The organism is Stenotrophomonas sp. STEN031 (genome assembly GCF_056759975.1).
On record NZ_JBRREA010000052.1, the window covers coordinates 17,185 to 30,182 of the forward strand.

Genomic DNA, 12,998 nt, shown 5'->3' on the forward strand with positions numbered 1-12,998 from the left:
GTGTGGCTCACTGGCGCACCTCCGTGGCGGCAGGCGTCGGAGCGACGGCCGTCGGCAGTGCGGCATCAAATTCGGCCGTGGCATTGGGCGCCTCGTCCGGGTCCTGCGGAATCGGCAGCGGCGCAGCACTGCTGCCCGGCTTGCCGCCCACCTTGCCTGCGGCCTGCGCGGCCAGCCACGACTGGATGTCGTCCGGCGGCACGTCCATAAGGCGCAGCGTGCCCTCCATCACGTGATGGAACACCGGAGCGGAAACCAGGCCACCGTACTGCAGCGAGCCCTGCGGGTCGTTGACCACGATCACCGCGGCGTAGCGCGGGTTGGTTGCCGGCACCACACCCGCGAACAGCAGGTTGTAGTGGCCGCGTTCGTAGCCATTGGGGCCGTTTTTGCGCGCGGTACCGGTCTTGCCGGCTACGTGATAGCCGAGGATCGCCGCCTGCTTGGCACCGCCATTGGTGACCACGGTTTCCATCATCCGCACGACTTCGCGCGCCACTTCCGGGTCGATGACCTGGCGCGCTTCGTTGCGCTGGCCCTTGATGAAGGTCGGCTGGATCACCTGCCCGCCATTGGCCAGCGCCGAGTACGCCTGGGCGATCTGCAGCGGCGTCACCGACAAGCCGTAGCCGTAGGACATGGTGGTCTTGGTGGTGCCATACCAGCTCGGGCTGCCCGGGCGCGCGACCACACCCGACGATTCGCCGGGGAAGCCGCTGTTCGGGGCGACGCCGTAGCCGAAGCCACGCACCGAGTCATAGAAGGTCTGGTCCGGGATGCGCGCCACGATCTTGGCCGCACCGATATTCGAGCTGCGGGTGATCACGCCGGTGACATTCAGCACACCGTTGTTACGCGGTACGTCACGGATGGTGTAGCGGCCCAGCGACATATAACCCGGGTTGGTATCGATGATCGTGTCCGGGGTGACCACATGGTTCTGCAACGCAGTGGCAATGGTCAGCGGCTTCATCGTCGAGCCGGGCTCGACCAGATCGGTGACCGCGCGGTTGCGGCGGGTGTCCGGGGTCGCGCCACTGACCGAATTCGGGTTGTAGGTCGGCAGGTTGGCCATGGCCATCACTTCGCCGGTGGCCACGTCCATGATCACGATGGAGCCACCGGCCGCCTTGTTGGTGGTGACCGCATTGCGCAACTCGCGCATCGCCAGGAACTGGATGCGGCGGTCGATGCTCAGGGTCAGGTCCTTGCCCGGCTCGGCAGGACGCACCAGATCGATGCTCTCGACGATCGCGCCCTTGCGGTCGCGGATGACGCGCTTGGCACCGGGCTTGCCACGCAGCCATTCGTCGAAGGCCAGCTCCAGGCCTTCCTGGCCGAGATCATCGATATTGGTGAAACCCAGCACGTGTGCCATCGCCTCACCCTGCGGGTAATAGCGACGGAACTCGCGCTGCGAGAACACGCCCGGAATCTTCAGCGCGACCACCTGCTCGGCCACGTCCGGATTGATCCGGCGGCGCAGGTACATGAATTCCTTGTCGGCCTTCTGGGTCAGCTTGGTGGTCAGCTCGTCCACCGGCAGCGACAGCGCGCGCGCCAGCTCGGGAATACGCTCCGGGGCGCGCAGCAGTTCCTGCGGATTGACCCAGATCGAAGCCACCGGCGTGGACACCGCCACCGGCTCGCCATTGCGGTCGGTGATCATGCCGCGCGAGGTCGGGATCGGCACATCGCGCAGGAAGCGGGCTTCGCCCTCGCGCTGGTAGAAATCGTTGTTGATCAGCTGCACGTAAGCCGCACGACCGACCAGCGTCACCGCACACAGACCCAGCCCCACGCCAACCATCAGCATGCGGTTACGCAGGTTGAACTGCGTGCGGGTACGGTTGCGGCTGGGCTTGTTCATGGCCGGATCACCACGATGTCAGCGGCCTCGGGGAACTTCATGCCGAGGCGGCCACGGGCTTCCTGGTCCACGCGCGTGGCCTGGGCCAGCGTGGCCTGTTCCAGCTGCAGGCGGCCGAACTCGATGTTGAGTTCGTCACGCGCGTGCTCCAGCTTGGACAGTTCGACGAACAACTGGCGGTGGCGGTGGCGCATGAACACCACGCCGATTGCCGAAGCAATCGTGCACGCGAGCAGGACGATCAACAGCAGGCGGCTCATCCGGCCACCTCGCACTTCTGCGCCACGCGCAGCACGGCGCTGCGTGAGCGCGGGTTCATCGCCAGCTCGTCGTCATCGGCCTTGATGGCGCCGCCGATCAGCTCCAGCGTCGGCACGAAAGCCTGCAGTTCCGGCAGCCGGCGATTGGTCGGCGGCGCCTTGGCATGGCGGTTCATGAACTGCTTGACGATGCGGTCTTCCAGCGAGTGGAAGCTGATCACGGCCAGACGGCCACCGGGCTTGAGCCGCGCCATTGCCGCGTCCAGACCGGCTTCAAGGTCGGCCAGTTCGCGGTTGATATGGATGCGGATGGCCTGGAAGCTGCGCGTGGCCGGATGGATCTTGTCCTTGCCACGCGGCATCACCGAGGCGATCAGCTCGGCAAGTTCAGCCGTACGGGTGAAAGGCTGCTTGTCGCGTCGGGCAACGATGGCGCGGGCAATGCGGCGGCTCTGCCGCTCATCGCCATAGGTGAACAGCACGTCGGCGATTTCGCGGTCTTCGGCGCGGTTCAACCAATCCGCAGCGCTTTCACCCGAGTCCGGGTCCATGCGCATGTCCAGCGGGCCATCCTTGCCGAAGCTGAAACCCCGCTCGGCCACATCCAGCTGCGGCGAGGACACGCCCAGGTCGAACAGAACGCCATCCAGACCGGCAGCGGTCTCGCTCCAGTCCAGCAGATCGGCAAAGCTGCCGCGATAGATCGAGACACGGCCGTCCGGCGCGAAATCGCGCTCGGCCACGGCAATGGCCTCGGGATCCTTGTCCATCACCAGCAGGCGCCCTTCCGGGCCGAGCTGGCGCAGCACGCCGCCAGCGTGACCGCCACGACCGAACGTGCCATCCAGATAAGTACCGTTTTCGATCACCCTCAGGCCGTCAAGGACCTGGGTGTACAGCACCGGCAGGTGAGCCGCCGGCGGCTGCGACACCGGAGGGTGACCGGCCTGCGCTTCACCGCGCACCCGGGCACCCCGGCTCACAACTTCAGATCGAGAAGCCCATCGCCCAGATCCTCGTCAGACAACGTCTGCTGGATCAGTGCGCGATGCGCTTGCTCGCTCCACAATTCGAACTTCTCACCCATGCCCATCAGCACTGCTTTCTTCTCGATGCCCACCGCGCTGCGGTGACTGGACGGCAGGCTGATACGGCCATTGCCATCCAGTTCCAGATGGGCGGCCGAGCCGACAAGCTTCTGCTGCAGGGTGCGTACTACACGCTGGGTATTGGGCTTTGCCATTACGTCGTCCCGCACCCGCTCCCACTCCTGCTCTGAGTACAACCACAGGCAACCGGCTTCGAACGGGTTGTAGGTCAGCACAAGGCGATTACCACTGGCGCGCGCAACCAGGTCGCGGTAGGCGGTTGGCACCGCCATGCGTCCCTTGTCGTCAACCGTGATGGCAGTCTCACCCTGAAACACGCCTGAGGCACCCGTTCGTTCGTTTTGCTTGGGAAGTCATTGAACCACGAAAAACCACAAAAAACCCGGTTTTCCCTCTGATGCCCACCTTAGCAGCGACCTTAGGGTTGTCAACAACTTTCCGCGCACAAAATCACGTGCCGCATCAATGGTTTGCGCCAATGTTTAGAGAGTTGTTCAAGGTTTATCCACAAGTTACTGTTTCGTCTCAAATTTTGAGATTTGTATGAAATTCAGTGGTGTAGAGACCGTGTGAAAAGCGGGCCACGGCCCAGCCGCCATTCAGCCGCCGATGGCTGACAAGCGCGCAAAACGGCACACTCCGTGCATGTGTCTCGTCGCCCTCGCCTGGAAAACCCACCCGCACTGGCGCCTGTTCATGGCCGGCAACCGGGACGAGTTCCACGCCCGTCCCACCGCCCCCTTGCAGCGCTGGCCTCCCCCTCACGACAACGTGATTGCCGGCCGCGACCTGCGTTCGAGCGGCAGTTGGATGGGGGTGAATCTGCGCGGGCAAGCCGCCGTGGTCACCAATGTGCGTGACCCGGGCGCAGCTACAGGCGGACCTTCGCGCGGCGAACTGATCGCCAGCTACCTGGCAGGCGGACAGGGGGCCAAGGACTATGCCGACAACCTGGCCAGCCGGGCGCCAGCGTTTGCCCCCTTCAATCTATTGGTTGCCGACGCCGGGAATTGCAGTTATCTGGGCAACCACCCGTCCGCCCGGCAGGACCTGCCTCCGGGTGTGCACGGCATGTCCAACGGCGCCCTGGATGCGCCCTGGCCCAAGACCCGCCGCCTGATGGGCGTGCTTGAGGGTTGGCTGGCTGCAGGCAGTGACAACCTGGAGCCGCTTTGGCTGGCGCTGGCCGATGAGCAACAGGCAGCGGACGCACAACTACCGGCTACCGGCGTTCCACTGGAGTTGGAGCGATTGCTATCGAGCGCCTTCATCCGCGGAACCGACTACGGCACCCGCGCCAGCACCATCGTGGCGATCGGCCAGGGTGGCGACGGCTTCATCCACGAACGCCGTTTCGGCCCGGATGGTGTGTATCTGGGGGAAACGCGCATGAAAATTGGGAAAGAAGGCTTTGGCTCCTAGTCCCCTCCCTTTCGCCACCGGCGAAGGGGAGGGTTAGGGAGGGGTGCTTTGGCTTTGGCTTTGGCTTTGGCTTTGGCTTTGACCCACAGCCAAAGCAAGATCAAAAGCTCCCCCCATCCGCCCTTCGGGCACCTTCCCCCGCAGGCGGGAGAAGGGAAAAAAACAGCAAGGCAAGAGCAACAGCCAAAGCCGCAACAAAAGCCAGCGCCAAAGCCAAAGCCAGCGCCAGAGCAAGAGCAAGAGCAAGAGCCAGAGCAAAAGCAAAAGCAAAAGCCACAATCAGAGCCAGCGCAGGAGCGGAAACCAGAGCAAAAGCCACAGCCACGCTCCTCCCCACCACGATGCGCAGCGAGCCAAGCACTAAATCCGAAGAGCAACAGCCCCCTTTAGTAAAGGGGGCGCGCCGACAGGCGCGGGGAATTGGAGGGCAGAGGCCCGGGGCCCAAAGTTTTGCGCTGCAAAACTTTGGGGCTTTCATCGCCCGCCAGGCGATGAAAGCGGCGGAGCCGGCCGATAAGCCGGGTTTTGTCGTGGACAGTCATTCCTCTAGGCGCTACGTCACCGCAACGCTCAAGCAACCTACCCGGACCCGACGCGGGCCACGCCATTAGGTCCCTATTTGGTCTTGCTCCAGGTGGGGTTTGCCGTACCGGTCTGTTGCCAGACTCGCGGTGCGCTCTTACCGCACCATTTCACCCTTACCACGCACCCGAGGGCCGTTCGGCGGTATCTTTCTGTTGCACTTTCCGTCGGCTCGCGCCGCCCAGGCGTTACCTGGCACCTTGCCCTGTGGAGCCCGGACTTTCCTCGGCATTCCCGAAGGAATGACGCGACTGTCTGGCCGACTCCGCCGCGCGCATTGTCGCACGTCCAGCAGCTGACCGGCCGATCATTTCATTCAGCTGCATCCAGTTGGTAACGCAACAGTCGTACCCCCGCCTCTGTAAAAGAGAGGAGCCAGCCTTCATGCAGGATATCAACCTGTTGGAAGTCAGCATGCGCGCCGCCCTCCTGCAATTGCCGCGACAGTTCATCCAGGGCCGCCAGCGCCCAACTGCGCAACACCGCTGGATCGGCATCTTCAACAAAGGCCACCCGCGGCAACGGCCAGTTGTCGTACAACAGCAACACATTGCGCGACTGCCGCGCGAAGCCAGGCTTGTGCAGCACCTGACGCTTCTTCTCCACCGCCCAGCGCATCACATCCACCCATAACCGCTCCGGCTCATCCCCCGACCACGGGCTGCCCTCATAGGTGTCGGCCAGCAACTGACGCAGCAGCGGGCTGTCCCACTCAGCCCGCGCCTCCTCGGCGCGCCGCTGCGGTACCGGCCGCACCCAACCAGAATTGACGCCGTGCAACTTGGCCTGTACCTGCTTGAAGGCCTCGGGTACCACCTCCATGCATTCCACGCCGACCCGGACATCGCCGGCGTCCACCATGAAGTCAGGGCTTTCGCGCTTGGCCACCCGTAGCGGATAAACCAGCTCCGACGCCCAGGCATTCAACCAGCGCACCATCATCCAGCGTTCGCGCTGGACCTTGATCTCACCGCCGGTCCCGCCCGCCAGCGGGTGCTCGCGCAGGTCCAGTTGCTGGCGCAGGCTGGCAGCATCGGCCGCCGCCCACATCGCCTCAGTCGTTGCTGCCCTGTCCATACAAGGCCTTGCGCGGCGCGCCGCTCAGTTCGGCCGCCAGCTTGGCAGCGGTGGAAGGCGGCAGGTGCTCGTTCAATTTGGCGTAAAGGCGACGGCCTTCGGCAATCCTGGCCTGCTCATCGTCGCCAGCACCCTGCACCATCACCACGAACTCGCCCTTGCGCTGGTTGTCATCGGCCAGCGCCTTGGCCAGCAATTGCTCCAGGCTGCCATCGAGCACGGTCTCGAACAGCTTGGTCAGCTCACGCCCCACCACCGCCGGCCGCTCGGCACCGAACGCAGCCACCATGTCGGCCAGCGATTCGGCGATTCGGTGCGAGGACTCGTAGAACACCAGGGTGCCGGTCTCGGCCGCCAGTTTGTTGAGACGCTCGCGGCGGGCCGCGCCCTTGGCCGGCAGGAAGCCTTCAAATACGAAGCGATCGCTGGGCAATCCGGCCACGCTCAAGGCAGCAATCGCCGCGCAGGCACCTGGGATTGGGCTGACTCTGACCCCGGCCGCACGCGCCGCACGCACCAGGCGAAAGCCCGGGTCGCTGACCAGCGGCGTGCCGGCATCGCTGACCACCGCCAGCGACTCGCCGCCCAGCAGACGCGCCACGACACGTTCGGCCATCGCCTCTTCGTTGTGGTCATGCAGGGCCACCAAGGGTTTGCTGATGCCGAAATGCGAGAGCAACTGACCGGTATGACGGGTGTCTTCCGCGCAGATGGCGGCCACCGAACGCAGCACCTCCTGCGCGCGCGGGCTCAGATCGGCAAGGTTGCCGATCGGCGTGGCAACGACATACAAGGTGGCAGCAGCAGTACTCATCATCGGTATTTCCGTGGGCCAAGGGTAGAATCGTACCGTTTCCCCCGCCCGGCACTGCCGCGCCCTGTCGAACGGACCTTAAATGAACAAGCCAGTCGCACGGATTTCCGCCCTGTCATTGTCGATGCTGCTGTTCGTCGGCTGCGCCACCACCAGCGTTGCCCCGACCAGCTCGCCCGCCCAGCAGGCAGCCATCGCCCTGCTCGAGCAGGGCAAACCGCGCGATGCCGCGCAGCAACTCGAAGCCCAGGCAGCACTGGTACGCGGTGCCGGCAAGAGCCCATTGCTGGCCGACGCCGCCTTTGCCTGGCACGAAGCCGGTGACAGCGCCCGCGCAAGGATGCTGATGGCACAGGTGCAACCGCGCCAGCTGTCCGCTGCAACCCGCCAGCGCTTCAACCTGCTGCAGGCCGAGCTGGCGCTGGGCGACAAGCAGCCGGCCACGGTGCTGCAGGTACTGACCGAGAACCCGGCATCGCTGCCGGCACCCTTGCAGGCGCGCTGGTACCTGGCCCGGGCGCAGGCACTGGAAACCACGGGCGATGCCTTTGCCGCGGCTGCCGAGCGCGCCCGTGCCGGCACCCTGCTCAATGGCACCGAGCGCAATGACAACCAGCGCGCCATCACCCGCCTGCTGGCCGGCCTGAACGACGCCACCCTCAGCAGCCGTGCTGCTGCACTGCCAGTCGGTGATCCGCTCTACAACCACGCCGGTCGCGCCATGATCGGCCGCGGCTTGCCGCTGCCGCGGCCGTTCGACCGCGATAGCGCCGCGCAGCTGGATACCAGCAAGCGCCCGGCCGCCGATCCCGATGGCTACCGTCCGCCGGTGAAGATGGCGGTACTGCTGCCGCTCAGCGGCAACCTGGCCGCTGCCGGCGCCTCGGTCCGTGACGGCCTGCTGGCCGGCTACTACGGCGAAAGCCGTCGTCGCCCGCCCATCGACTTCATCGATACCAAGGGCACGGCCAGCGGTGCTGGCGCGGCCTACGACAAGGCGGTCGGCAACGGTGTCGACTTCATTGTCGGCCCACTCGGCCGCGACGAGGTGGATGCGCTGTTCCACCGCAGCGAACTGCCGGTGCCACTGCTGGCCCTGAATCGCGGCAAGGACGCGCCGCCGCCAGGCAACGCCGCCTTCTCGCTGGCACCCGAGGACGATGGCCTGATGGCCGCCGAGTACCTGCTCGGTCGCGAGCGCCGCAACGTGCTGGTGATCGCCAGCAGTGACGATGCGGGGCGTCGCTCGAGTGGTGCCTTCAAGGAACGCTTCAGCGAGCGTGGCGGCAAGATCGCAACCACCATCACTGTCGGCGACGTGCCTGCCGACATCACCGCGCAGCTGCGCCAGGCAACCGGCGTCGACGCGATCCTGCTCGCAGTCAAGGGCAACCAGGCGCGCGTACTGGCGCCGCAGTTGGCCTTGGCCGGATTGGCCGGCGTCAGCCGTGTCGGCACCTCGCAGTTGACCGCAGGCACTGGCAAGGCCGAAGACGACGTCGCCCTGGATGGCATCGCCTTCCCGACCGAAGCCTGGAACAGCCGTGGCGTGGCCGGCCTGCCGGCCGCTGCCAGCGTCGCCACCACCCTGCCAACCGCACGCGGCGGTGCGGGTCGCCTGTTCGCCTTCGGCTACGACGCCTGGAAGATCACCGCTTATATGGAAAAGCTGGCCACCAGCACCAGTGGTGGCCTCAGCGGTGCCACCGGCACCCTGCATCTGGACGGTTTCGGCAACGTGTTGCGCACCCCGGCCTGGTCCACCTTCAGTGCCGGCCGTCCGGTCGCCATCGGTGATGGCCGCTGAGCAGAGTGAACGCGGCGCAGCGGTGGAAGCCGCTGCCCGTGTGCTGCTGGAGAACGCTGGCCTGCAGTGGCGGGCCAGCAACGTTCGCTTTCGCGGCGGCGAGCTCGACCTGGTGATGTACGACCGCAGCACCGCCAGCCTGGTTTTTGTCGAAGTGCGCTATCGGCGCTCGCTCGGTTTTGGCGGCGGCGCAGCCTCCGTCGACATCAACAAACGCCGCAAGCTGATTCGCGCCGCTCAGCTTTACCTGAGCCAACACCCTGCACTGGCCAACAGCCCCTGCCGCTTCGATGTGGTCGAAGCCAGCGGCGAGCCTCCCCGCCTGAACTGGATACGCGACGCCTTCCGCGCCGACGACTGTTGATGCCAAGCATATTCACCCACGCCGCGGTCCCGCTTGCACTGTGGTGCGCCAGCGAACGCGGACGTATTTCCACCCGGCTGCTGGTCACCGGCGTTGTCGCAGCGATGCTGCCCGATGCCGATGTACTGGCCTTCGCCCTGCATGTCCCCTATGCCGATGCCTTTGGTCATCGCGGCGCCAGTCACTCACTGTTGTTCGCCACGCTGTTGGCGGCCCTGGCAACCGCCTTTGCCAGCACGCTGCGCGCAAGCCGCCTGCAGGCTGCCGCGTTCGTCTTCATCTGCGCGTTGTCGCACCCGTTGCTGGATGCGTTGACATCGGGCGGCCTTGGTGTCGCGCTGTGGTGGCCATGGAGTGATCAACGCCTGTTCGCGCCTTGGCGACCCATCCGCGTGTCACCGTTCGCCAACAACTTCTTCAGCGCCCGTGGCCTGCAGACCGTGCTGTCGGAACTGCGCTGGGTGTGGCTACCACTGCTGGTCGCCGTCATCGGCTGGCGCTTGATCCAGCACCGTCCCCCCGAGGCACGCCAAACCCCATGACCCTCCTGCCCACGGCTTTCGCACAAACCCTGTCGCAACTGCTCGGCGACGACTGGCGCACCGACGCCGCAGCGCTGAAAGCGCACGCGCAGGACAACTCCTGGCGGCACGCCTTGCCACAGGGCGTAGCCATGCCCAGCACGCGCGAACAGGTGCAGGCCATCGTCCGCGCCTGTCGCGCGCACGGCGTGCCGTTGGTCGGACGCGGCACCGGCACCGGCACCACCGGCGCCGCGGTAGCCACGGCCGGCGGCATCGTGTTGTCGTTCGCGCGCATGAACCGCATCGTCGCGATACGACCGGGTGATCGCTGCGCGGTGGTCGAGCCCGGCGTGCTCAATGGCGACCTGCAACACGCCCTGATGCCACATGGCCTGTTCTGGCCCCCGGACCCGTCCAGCGCCGATATCTGCAGCATCGGCGGCAACCTCGCCTGCAATGCCGGCGGCCCGCGCGCGGTGAAGTACGGCACCAGCCGCGACAATGTACTGGGGCTGGTCGCGGTTACCGGCACCGGCGAGTTGATCCACTGCGGCGGACCCTATACCAAGGACTCGACCGGCTATGACCTCACCCACCTGCTGGTGGGCAGCGAAGGCACGCTGGCGCTGATCGTCGAAGCCACGCTCAAGCTCACTCCCCGCCCACGCAGCCAGGCCGGCCTGCGCGTGCTGTATCGCGACGCAGAGGCGGCGGCCGCCGCGGTATCACGGGTGATGGCGCAACCGGTGACGCCAACCACATTGGAGTTCATGGACGCACGCAGCCTGCAGCTGCTGCGCCACAACGGCGCACAGGTGCCCGACGCCGGCGCGATGCTGCTGATCGATGCCGATGGCGATGAGGACACCCTGCCCTACCTACTCAATGCACTGGCCGAAGCCGCCGAAGGCGACGGCATGCTGGCGCTGGATGTGGCCACCGATGGCAGTGCACGTGACAAGCTGTGGGCGGCACGGCGTGCACTGTCGCCAGCGCTGAAGACCATCGCGCCGGGCAAGATCAATGAAGACGTGGTGGTGCCGGTATCGCAGATTCCCGCACTGGTGGAAGGCGTGCAGCAATTGTCGGCACAGGCCCGGCTGCCGATCGTCACCTTTGGCCATGCCGGCAACGGCAACCTGCACGTCAACATCCTCTATCACCCGGACGACGCCGACGAAAACGCACGCGCGCATGCAGCCCTGCCCAAGGTATTTGCGCTGGCCCTGCAGCTGGGTGGCACCTTGTCGGGAGAGCATGGCATTGGCCTGGCCAAACGCGACTTCATGGCGCAGGCATTTTCGGCAAGCACGCTGGCAACGATGCGCGCCATCAAGCAGGCGCTGGACCCGGACGGCATCCTCAATCCGGGCAAGGTGTTGCCGGAGGCGTAGCGCTGGGCTGGCTGTAGTGCCGAGCCATGCTCGGCAGGGGTCTCACAAGCGCAACGTCGGAAGATTCACTGGCTTCGCGGCTTACGCCGCTCCCACAACCAACACCATCGCTGGCTCAGGCAATTGCTTCGGCGTAACGGCAGGACAGCAATGCCTTGATCAGGAAATCGACCTGGCTGGTCTCGCGGGCGTCCACCCACATCACCGGCAGGCGGTGGCCTTCGCCGGCCAGGGCATTGCGGAATTCACTGAAACTGAAATCGGGCTCGCGGTCCTGGCAGGTCACGCCCACCGCGAAACAGGCTTCCGGTGCCAGGCCACGGAAGCGCTCCAGCAGTGTCAACGTACTTGGCAGCGCGCGCGGGTTGAGTGCGCTCACAAGTACGATCACGCCAATGGCCCCTTCCGCCACGATAGGCCACATGAAGTCCAGATAGGCCTGCCCCGGCACGCCATAGACATGCAGCAACTCGCCGTCACCCAGTTCAATGGAACTGTAATCCAGCGCCACCGTGGTGTGGGACTTGTCCTCGAATGCCTCCAGCGCTGCCTCGTCGCTGATCGGCATTTCGGTGCTGATCGGTTCCATGTCCGAGATCGACCGGATCGCAGTCGTTTTACCCGCACCCATTTCACCGACAAAAACCAACTTGGTTGCCATAGCCGTCAGACCTGAAGCCCCTTGGAAAAGTTGAGCCCGAATCGCTTGGCGATACGTGTGAAGAAGCCGGACACCTTGTTGCCGGCATTACGCGCCGGTGCCGGCGCGGCGCCACTGCCATCCAGCAATCCGGTACACGCCGCCGCCGCCATGATACGGGCAATATCGTCCAACGACGTGCCCGTCGCCTGGGCCAGTTCGCCCGGTTGCCATGGCCGTATCATCATCGCCGCCATCGGCAGCAGCCATTGCATTGGCAATTTGCCGGTCTCCACCTCGGGCCAGCCGCGCAGCTGGCAGGGGTTGGTGGTCTCGCGCTGCAACAGCGGTTCGGGCGAAAGAGCGGCCGCCTGCCAGCAGAAGTCCTCGAAGGCATGGGTGCTGACTGCGTCAGCCATTCCTTCATCCAGCGCCTCGTTGCTGCCCAGCACCGACAAGGTCCAGCCCGGTTCAACGGCGGCCTTCAGGTAGTTCTCATAGGGCAGATCACGCAGCAGCGTCACCCGCGTGTGCGAGGCATCGACCAGTACTTTGACCAGGCCCATATGCAGCAAGCCGGGCTTGCCGCGGGCATCCCCCAGGCTACGGAACAGCGTGCGCGGCTGGAAACGCTCGCCACTGCTGTCCGATGCCAGCAGTATCTGCCGCAACTGCTGGAAGATATCGCGAACGCTGGCGCCGTAAGCCACGCCGGGAATGGTGAGGCCTGACAGCATCCGGCGTGTCACCGCCAGCACCGGCAGCCCCTGCTGGTTTGCCTCACGCAACAACTGCTGGCCCTTGCTGTCATCGATACAGGCCACCAGCAGATCCACCTGCTGGTGATTCCACTCCTGCACCTCCGCCTGGATGTACTCGGCCATCAGCAGTGAGCTGGCAACCTTCAGCCGCATCATGTGCAGGACATCCAGTCCCTGGCAGGCAATCACAGCGGCGGAAATCTTGCGGGCGGGTGCACTCATGGTGTCGATCACGTCTGTGAGTCGAAGCGCTATCGACGTGGGGGGGGGGGGGGGGGGGCGGGGGGCCCGGGCGAGGGGCCAGGGAGATTAAGGACGGCGGGGTTAGGCAGTGAGAGAGGGAAGAGGCGACGGCGCGGGGGGGCGGGGGCGGG

14 protein-coding genes and 1 other RNA gene are annotated in these 12,998 nt (G+C 65.4%); 5 read left to right on the forward strand and 10 right to left on the reverse strand.

All coding sequences use genetic code 11. The features are described from left to right. Positions 1–7: 7 nt before the first annotated feature. From ACVOLQ_RS17985 to mraZ, 4 genes are read right to left on the reverse strand one after another with little or no spacing between them, the layout of a single operon-like run. Positions 8–1,870, reverse strand: coding sequence for a peptidoglycan D,D-transpeptidase FtsI family protein (locus ACVOLQ_RS17985; protein ID WP_313172327.1), 1,863 nt, complete (start codon positions 1,868–1,870; stop codon positions 8–10). Then, complete coding sequence (gene ftsL, locus ACVOLQ_RS17990) at positions 1,867–2,130, reverse strand: cell division protein FtsL (protein ID WP_057633384.1); 264 nt, start codon at positions 2,128–2,130, stop codon at positions 1,867–1,869. Before ftsL ends, ACVOLQ_RS17985 begins: the two co-directional genes overlap by 4 nt. Then, complete coding sequence (rsmH, locus tag ACVOLQ_RS17995; protein WP_481528843.1) at positions 2,127–3,095, reverse strand: 16S rRNA (cytosine(1402)-N(4))-methyltransferase RsmH; 969 nt, start codon at positions 3,093–3,095, stop codon at positions 2,127–2,129. Before rsmH ends, ftsL begins: the two co-directional genes overlap by 4 nt. 14 nt (positions 3,096–3,109) lie before the next feature. Continuing rightward, positions 3,110–3,556 carry a division/cell wall cluster transcriptional repressor MraZ gene (gene mraZ, locus ACVOLQ_RS18000; RefSeq protein ID WP_057627453.1) on the reverse strand — a complete coding sequence of 149 codons (447 nt, stop codon included), beginning with the start codon at positions 3,554–3,556 and terminating at the stop codon, positions 3,110–3,112. 328 nt (positions 3,557–3,884) lie between these two features. Between mraZ and ACVOLQ_RS18005 the strand changes: the two genes are divergently transcribed. Then, entirely contained in the window at positions 3,885–4,661 is a 777-nt protein-coding gene (locus ACVOLQ_RS18005; RefSeq protein WP_481528837.1) for an NRDE family protein, read from the forward strand. A gap of 100 nt (positions 4,662–4,761) precedes the next feature. Here the strand turns inward: ACVOLQ_RS18005 and ACVOLQ_RS18010 are convergent, their stop codons facing one another. The 4 genes from ACVOLQ_RS18010 to rsmI form a co-directional block, all read right to left on the reverse strand. Then, positions 4,762–4,980 (reverse strand): hypothetical protein, encoded by a 219-nt coding sequence (locus tag ACVOLQ_RS18010; protein ID WP_481528838.1) that lies wholly within the window; start codon positions 4,978–4,980, stop codon positions 4,762–4,764. 179 nt (positions 4,981–5,159) lie between these two features. Next, positions 5,160–5,510: RNase P RNA component class A (rnpB, locus tag ACVOLQ_RS18015), an RNA gene on the reverse strand. 45 nt (positions 5,511–5,555) lie between these two features. Then, on the reverse strand, positions 5,556–6,320 hold the full coding sequence (locus ACVOLQ_RS18020) for a hypothetical protein (RefSeq protein WP_481528839.1): 765 nt from the start codon (positions 6,318–6,320) through the stop codon (positions 5,556–5,558). After that, complete coding sequence (gene rsmI, locus ACVOLQ_RS18025; RefSeq protein ID WP_481528840.1) at positions 6,298–7,134, reverse strand: 16S rRNA (cytidine(1402)-2'-O)-methyltransferase; 837 nt, start codon at positions 7,132–7,134, stop codon at positions 6,298–6,300. The genes ACVOLQ_RS18020 and rsmI overlap by 23 nt, the downstream gene beginning before the upstream one ends. Before the next feature lie 82 nt (positions 7,135–7,216). Here rsmI and ACVOLQ_RS18030 point away from each other — a divergent pair, with 82 nt between their 5' ends. Genes ACVOLQ_RS18030 through ACVOLQ_RS18045 form a run of 4 tightly spaced genes read left to right on the forward strand, consistent with a single transcriptional unit; the run spans position 7,217 to position 11,223 of the window. Beyond that, entirely contained in the window at positions 7,217–8,941 is a 1,725-nt protein-coding gene (locus tag ACVOLQ_RS18030) for a penicillin-binding protein activator (protein ID WP_313172338.1), read from the forward strand. Then, positions 8,931–9,305, forward strand: a complete 375-nt coding sequence (locus ACVOLQ_RS18035; protein WP_313172340.1) for a YraN family protein — start codon at positions 8,931–8,933, stop codon at positions 9,303–9,305. Before ACVOLQ_RS18030 ends, ACVOLQ_RS18035 begins: the two co-directional genes overlap by 11 nt. Further along, positions 9,305–9,847, forward strand: a complete 543-nt coding sequence (locus ACVOLQ_RS18040) for a metal-dependent hydrolase (RefSeq protein WP_481528841.1) — start codon at positions 9,305–9,307, stop codon at positions 9,845–9,847. The genes ACVOLQ_RS18035 and ACVOLQ_RS18040 overlap by 1 nt, the downstream gene beginning before the upstream one ends. Further along, complete coding sequence (locus ACVOLQ_RS18045) at positions 9,844–11,223, forward strand: FAD-binding oxidoreductase (protein ID WP_313172343.1); 1,380 nt, start codon at positions 9,844–9,846, stop codon at positions 11,221–11,223. The genes ACVOLQ_RS18040 and ACVOLQ_RS18045 overlap by 4 nt, the downstream gene beginning before the upstream one ends. Before the next feature lie 115 nt (positions 11,224–11,338). Here the strand turns inward: ACVOLQ_RS18045 and ACVOLQ_RS18050 are convergent, their stop codons facing one another. Together ACVOLQ_RS18050 and ACVOLQ_RS18055 are read right to left on the reverse strand one after the other, a co-directional pair. After that, positions 11,339–11,893 (reverse strand): GTP-binding protein, encoded by a 555-nt coding sequence (locus ACVOLQ_RS18050; RefSeq protein WP_313172650.1) that lies wholly within the window; start codon positions 11,891–11,893, stop codon positions 11,339–11,341. Further along, positions 11,890–12,846 carry a hypothetical protein gene (locus ACVOLQ_RS18055; RefSeq protein ID WP_481528842.1) on the reverse strand — a complete coding sequence of 319 codons (957 nt, stop codon included), beginning with the start codon at positions 12,844–12,846 and terminating at the stop codon, positions 11,890–11,892. The genes ACVOLQ_RS18050 and ACVOLQ_RS18055 overlap by 4 nt, the downstream gene beginning before the upstream one ends. Positions 12,847–12,998 lie beyond the last annotated feature (152 nt).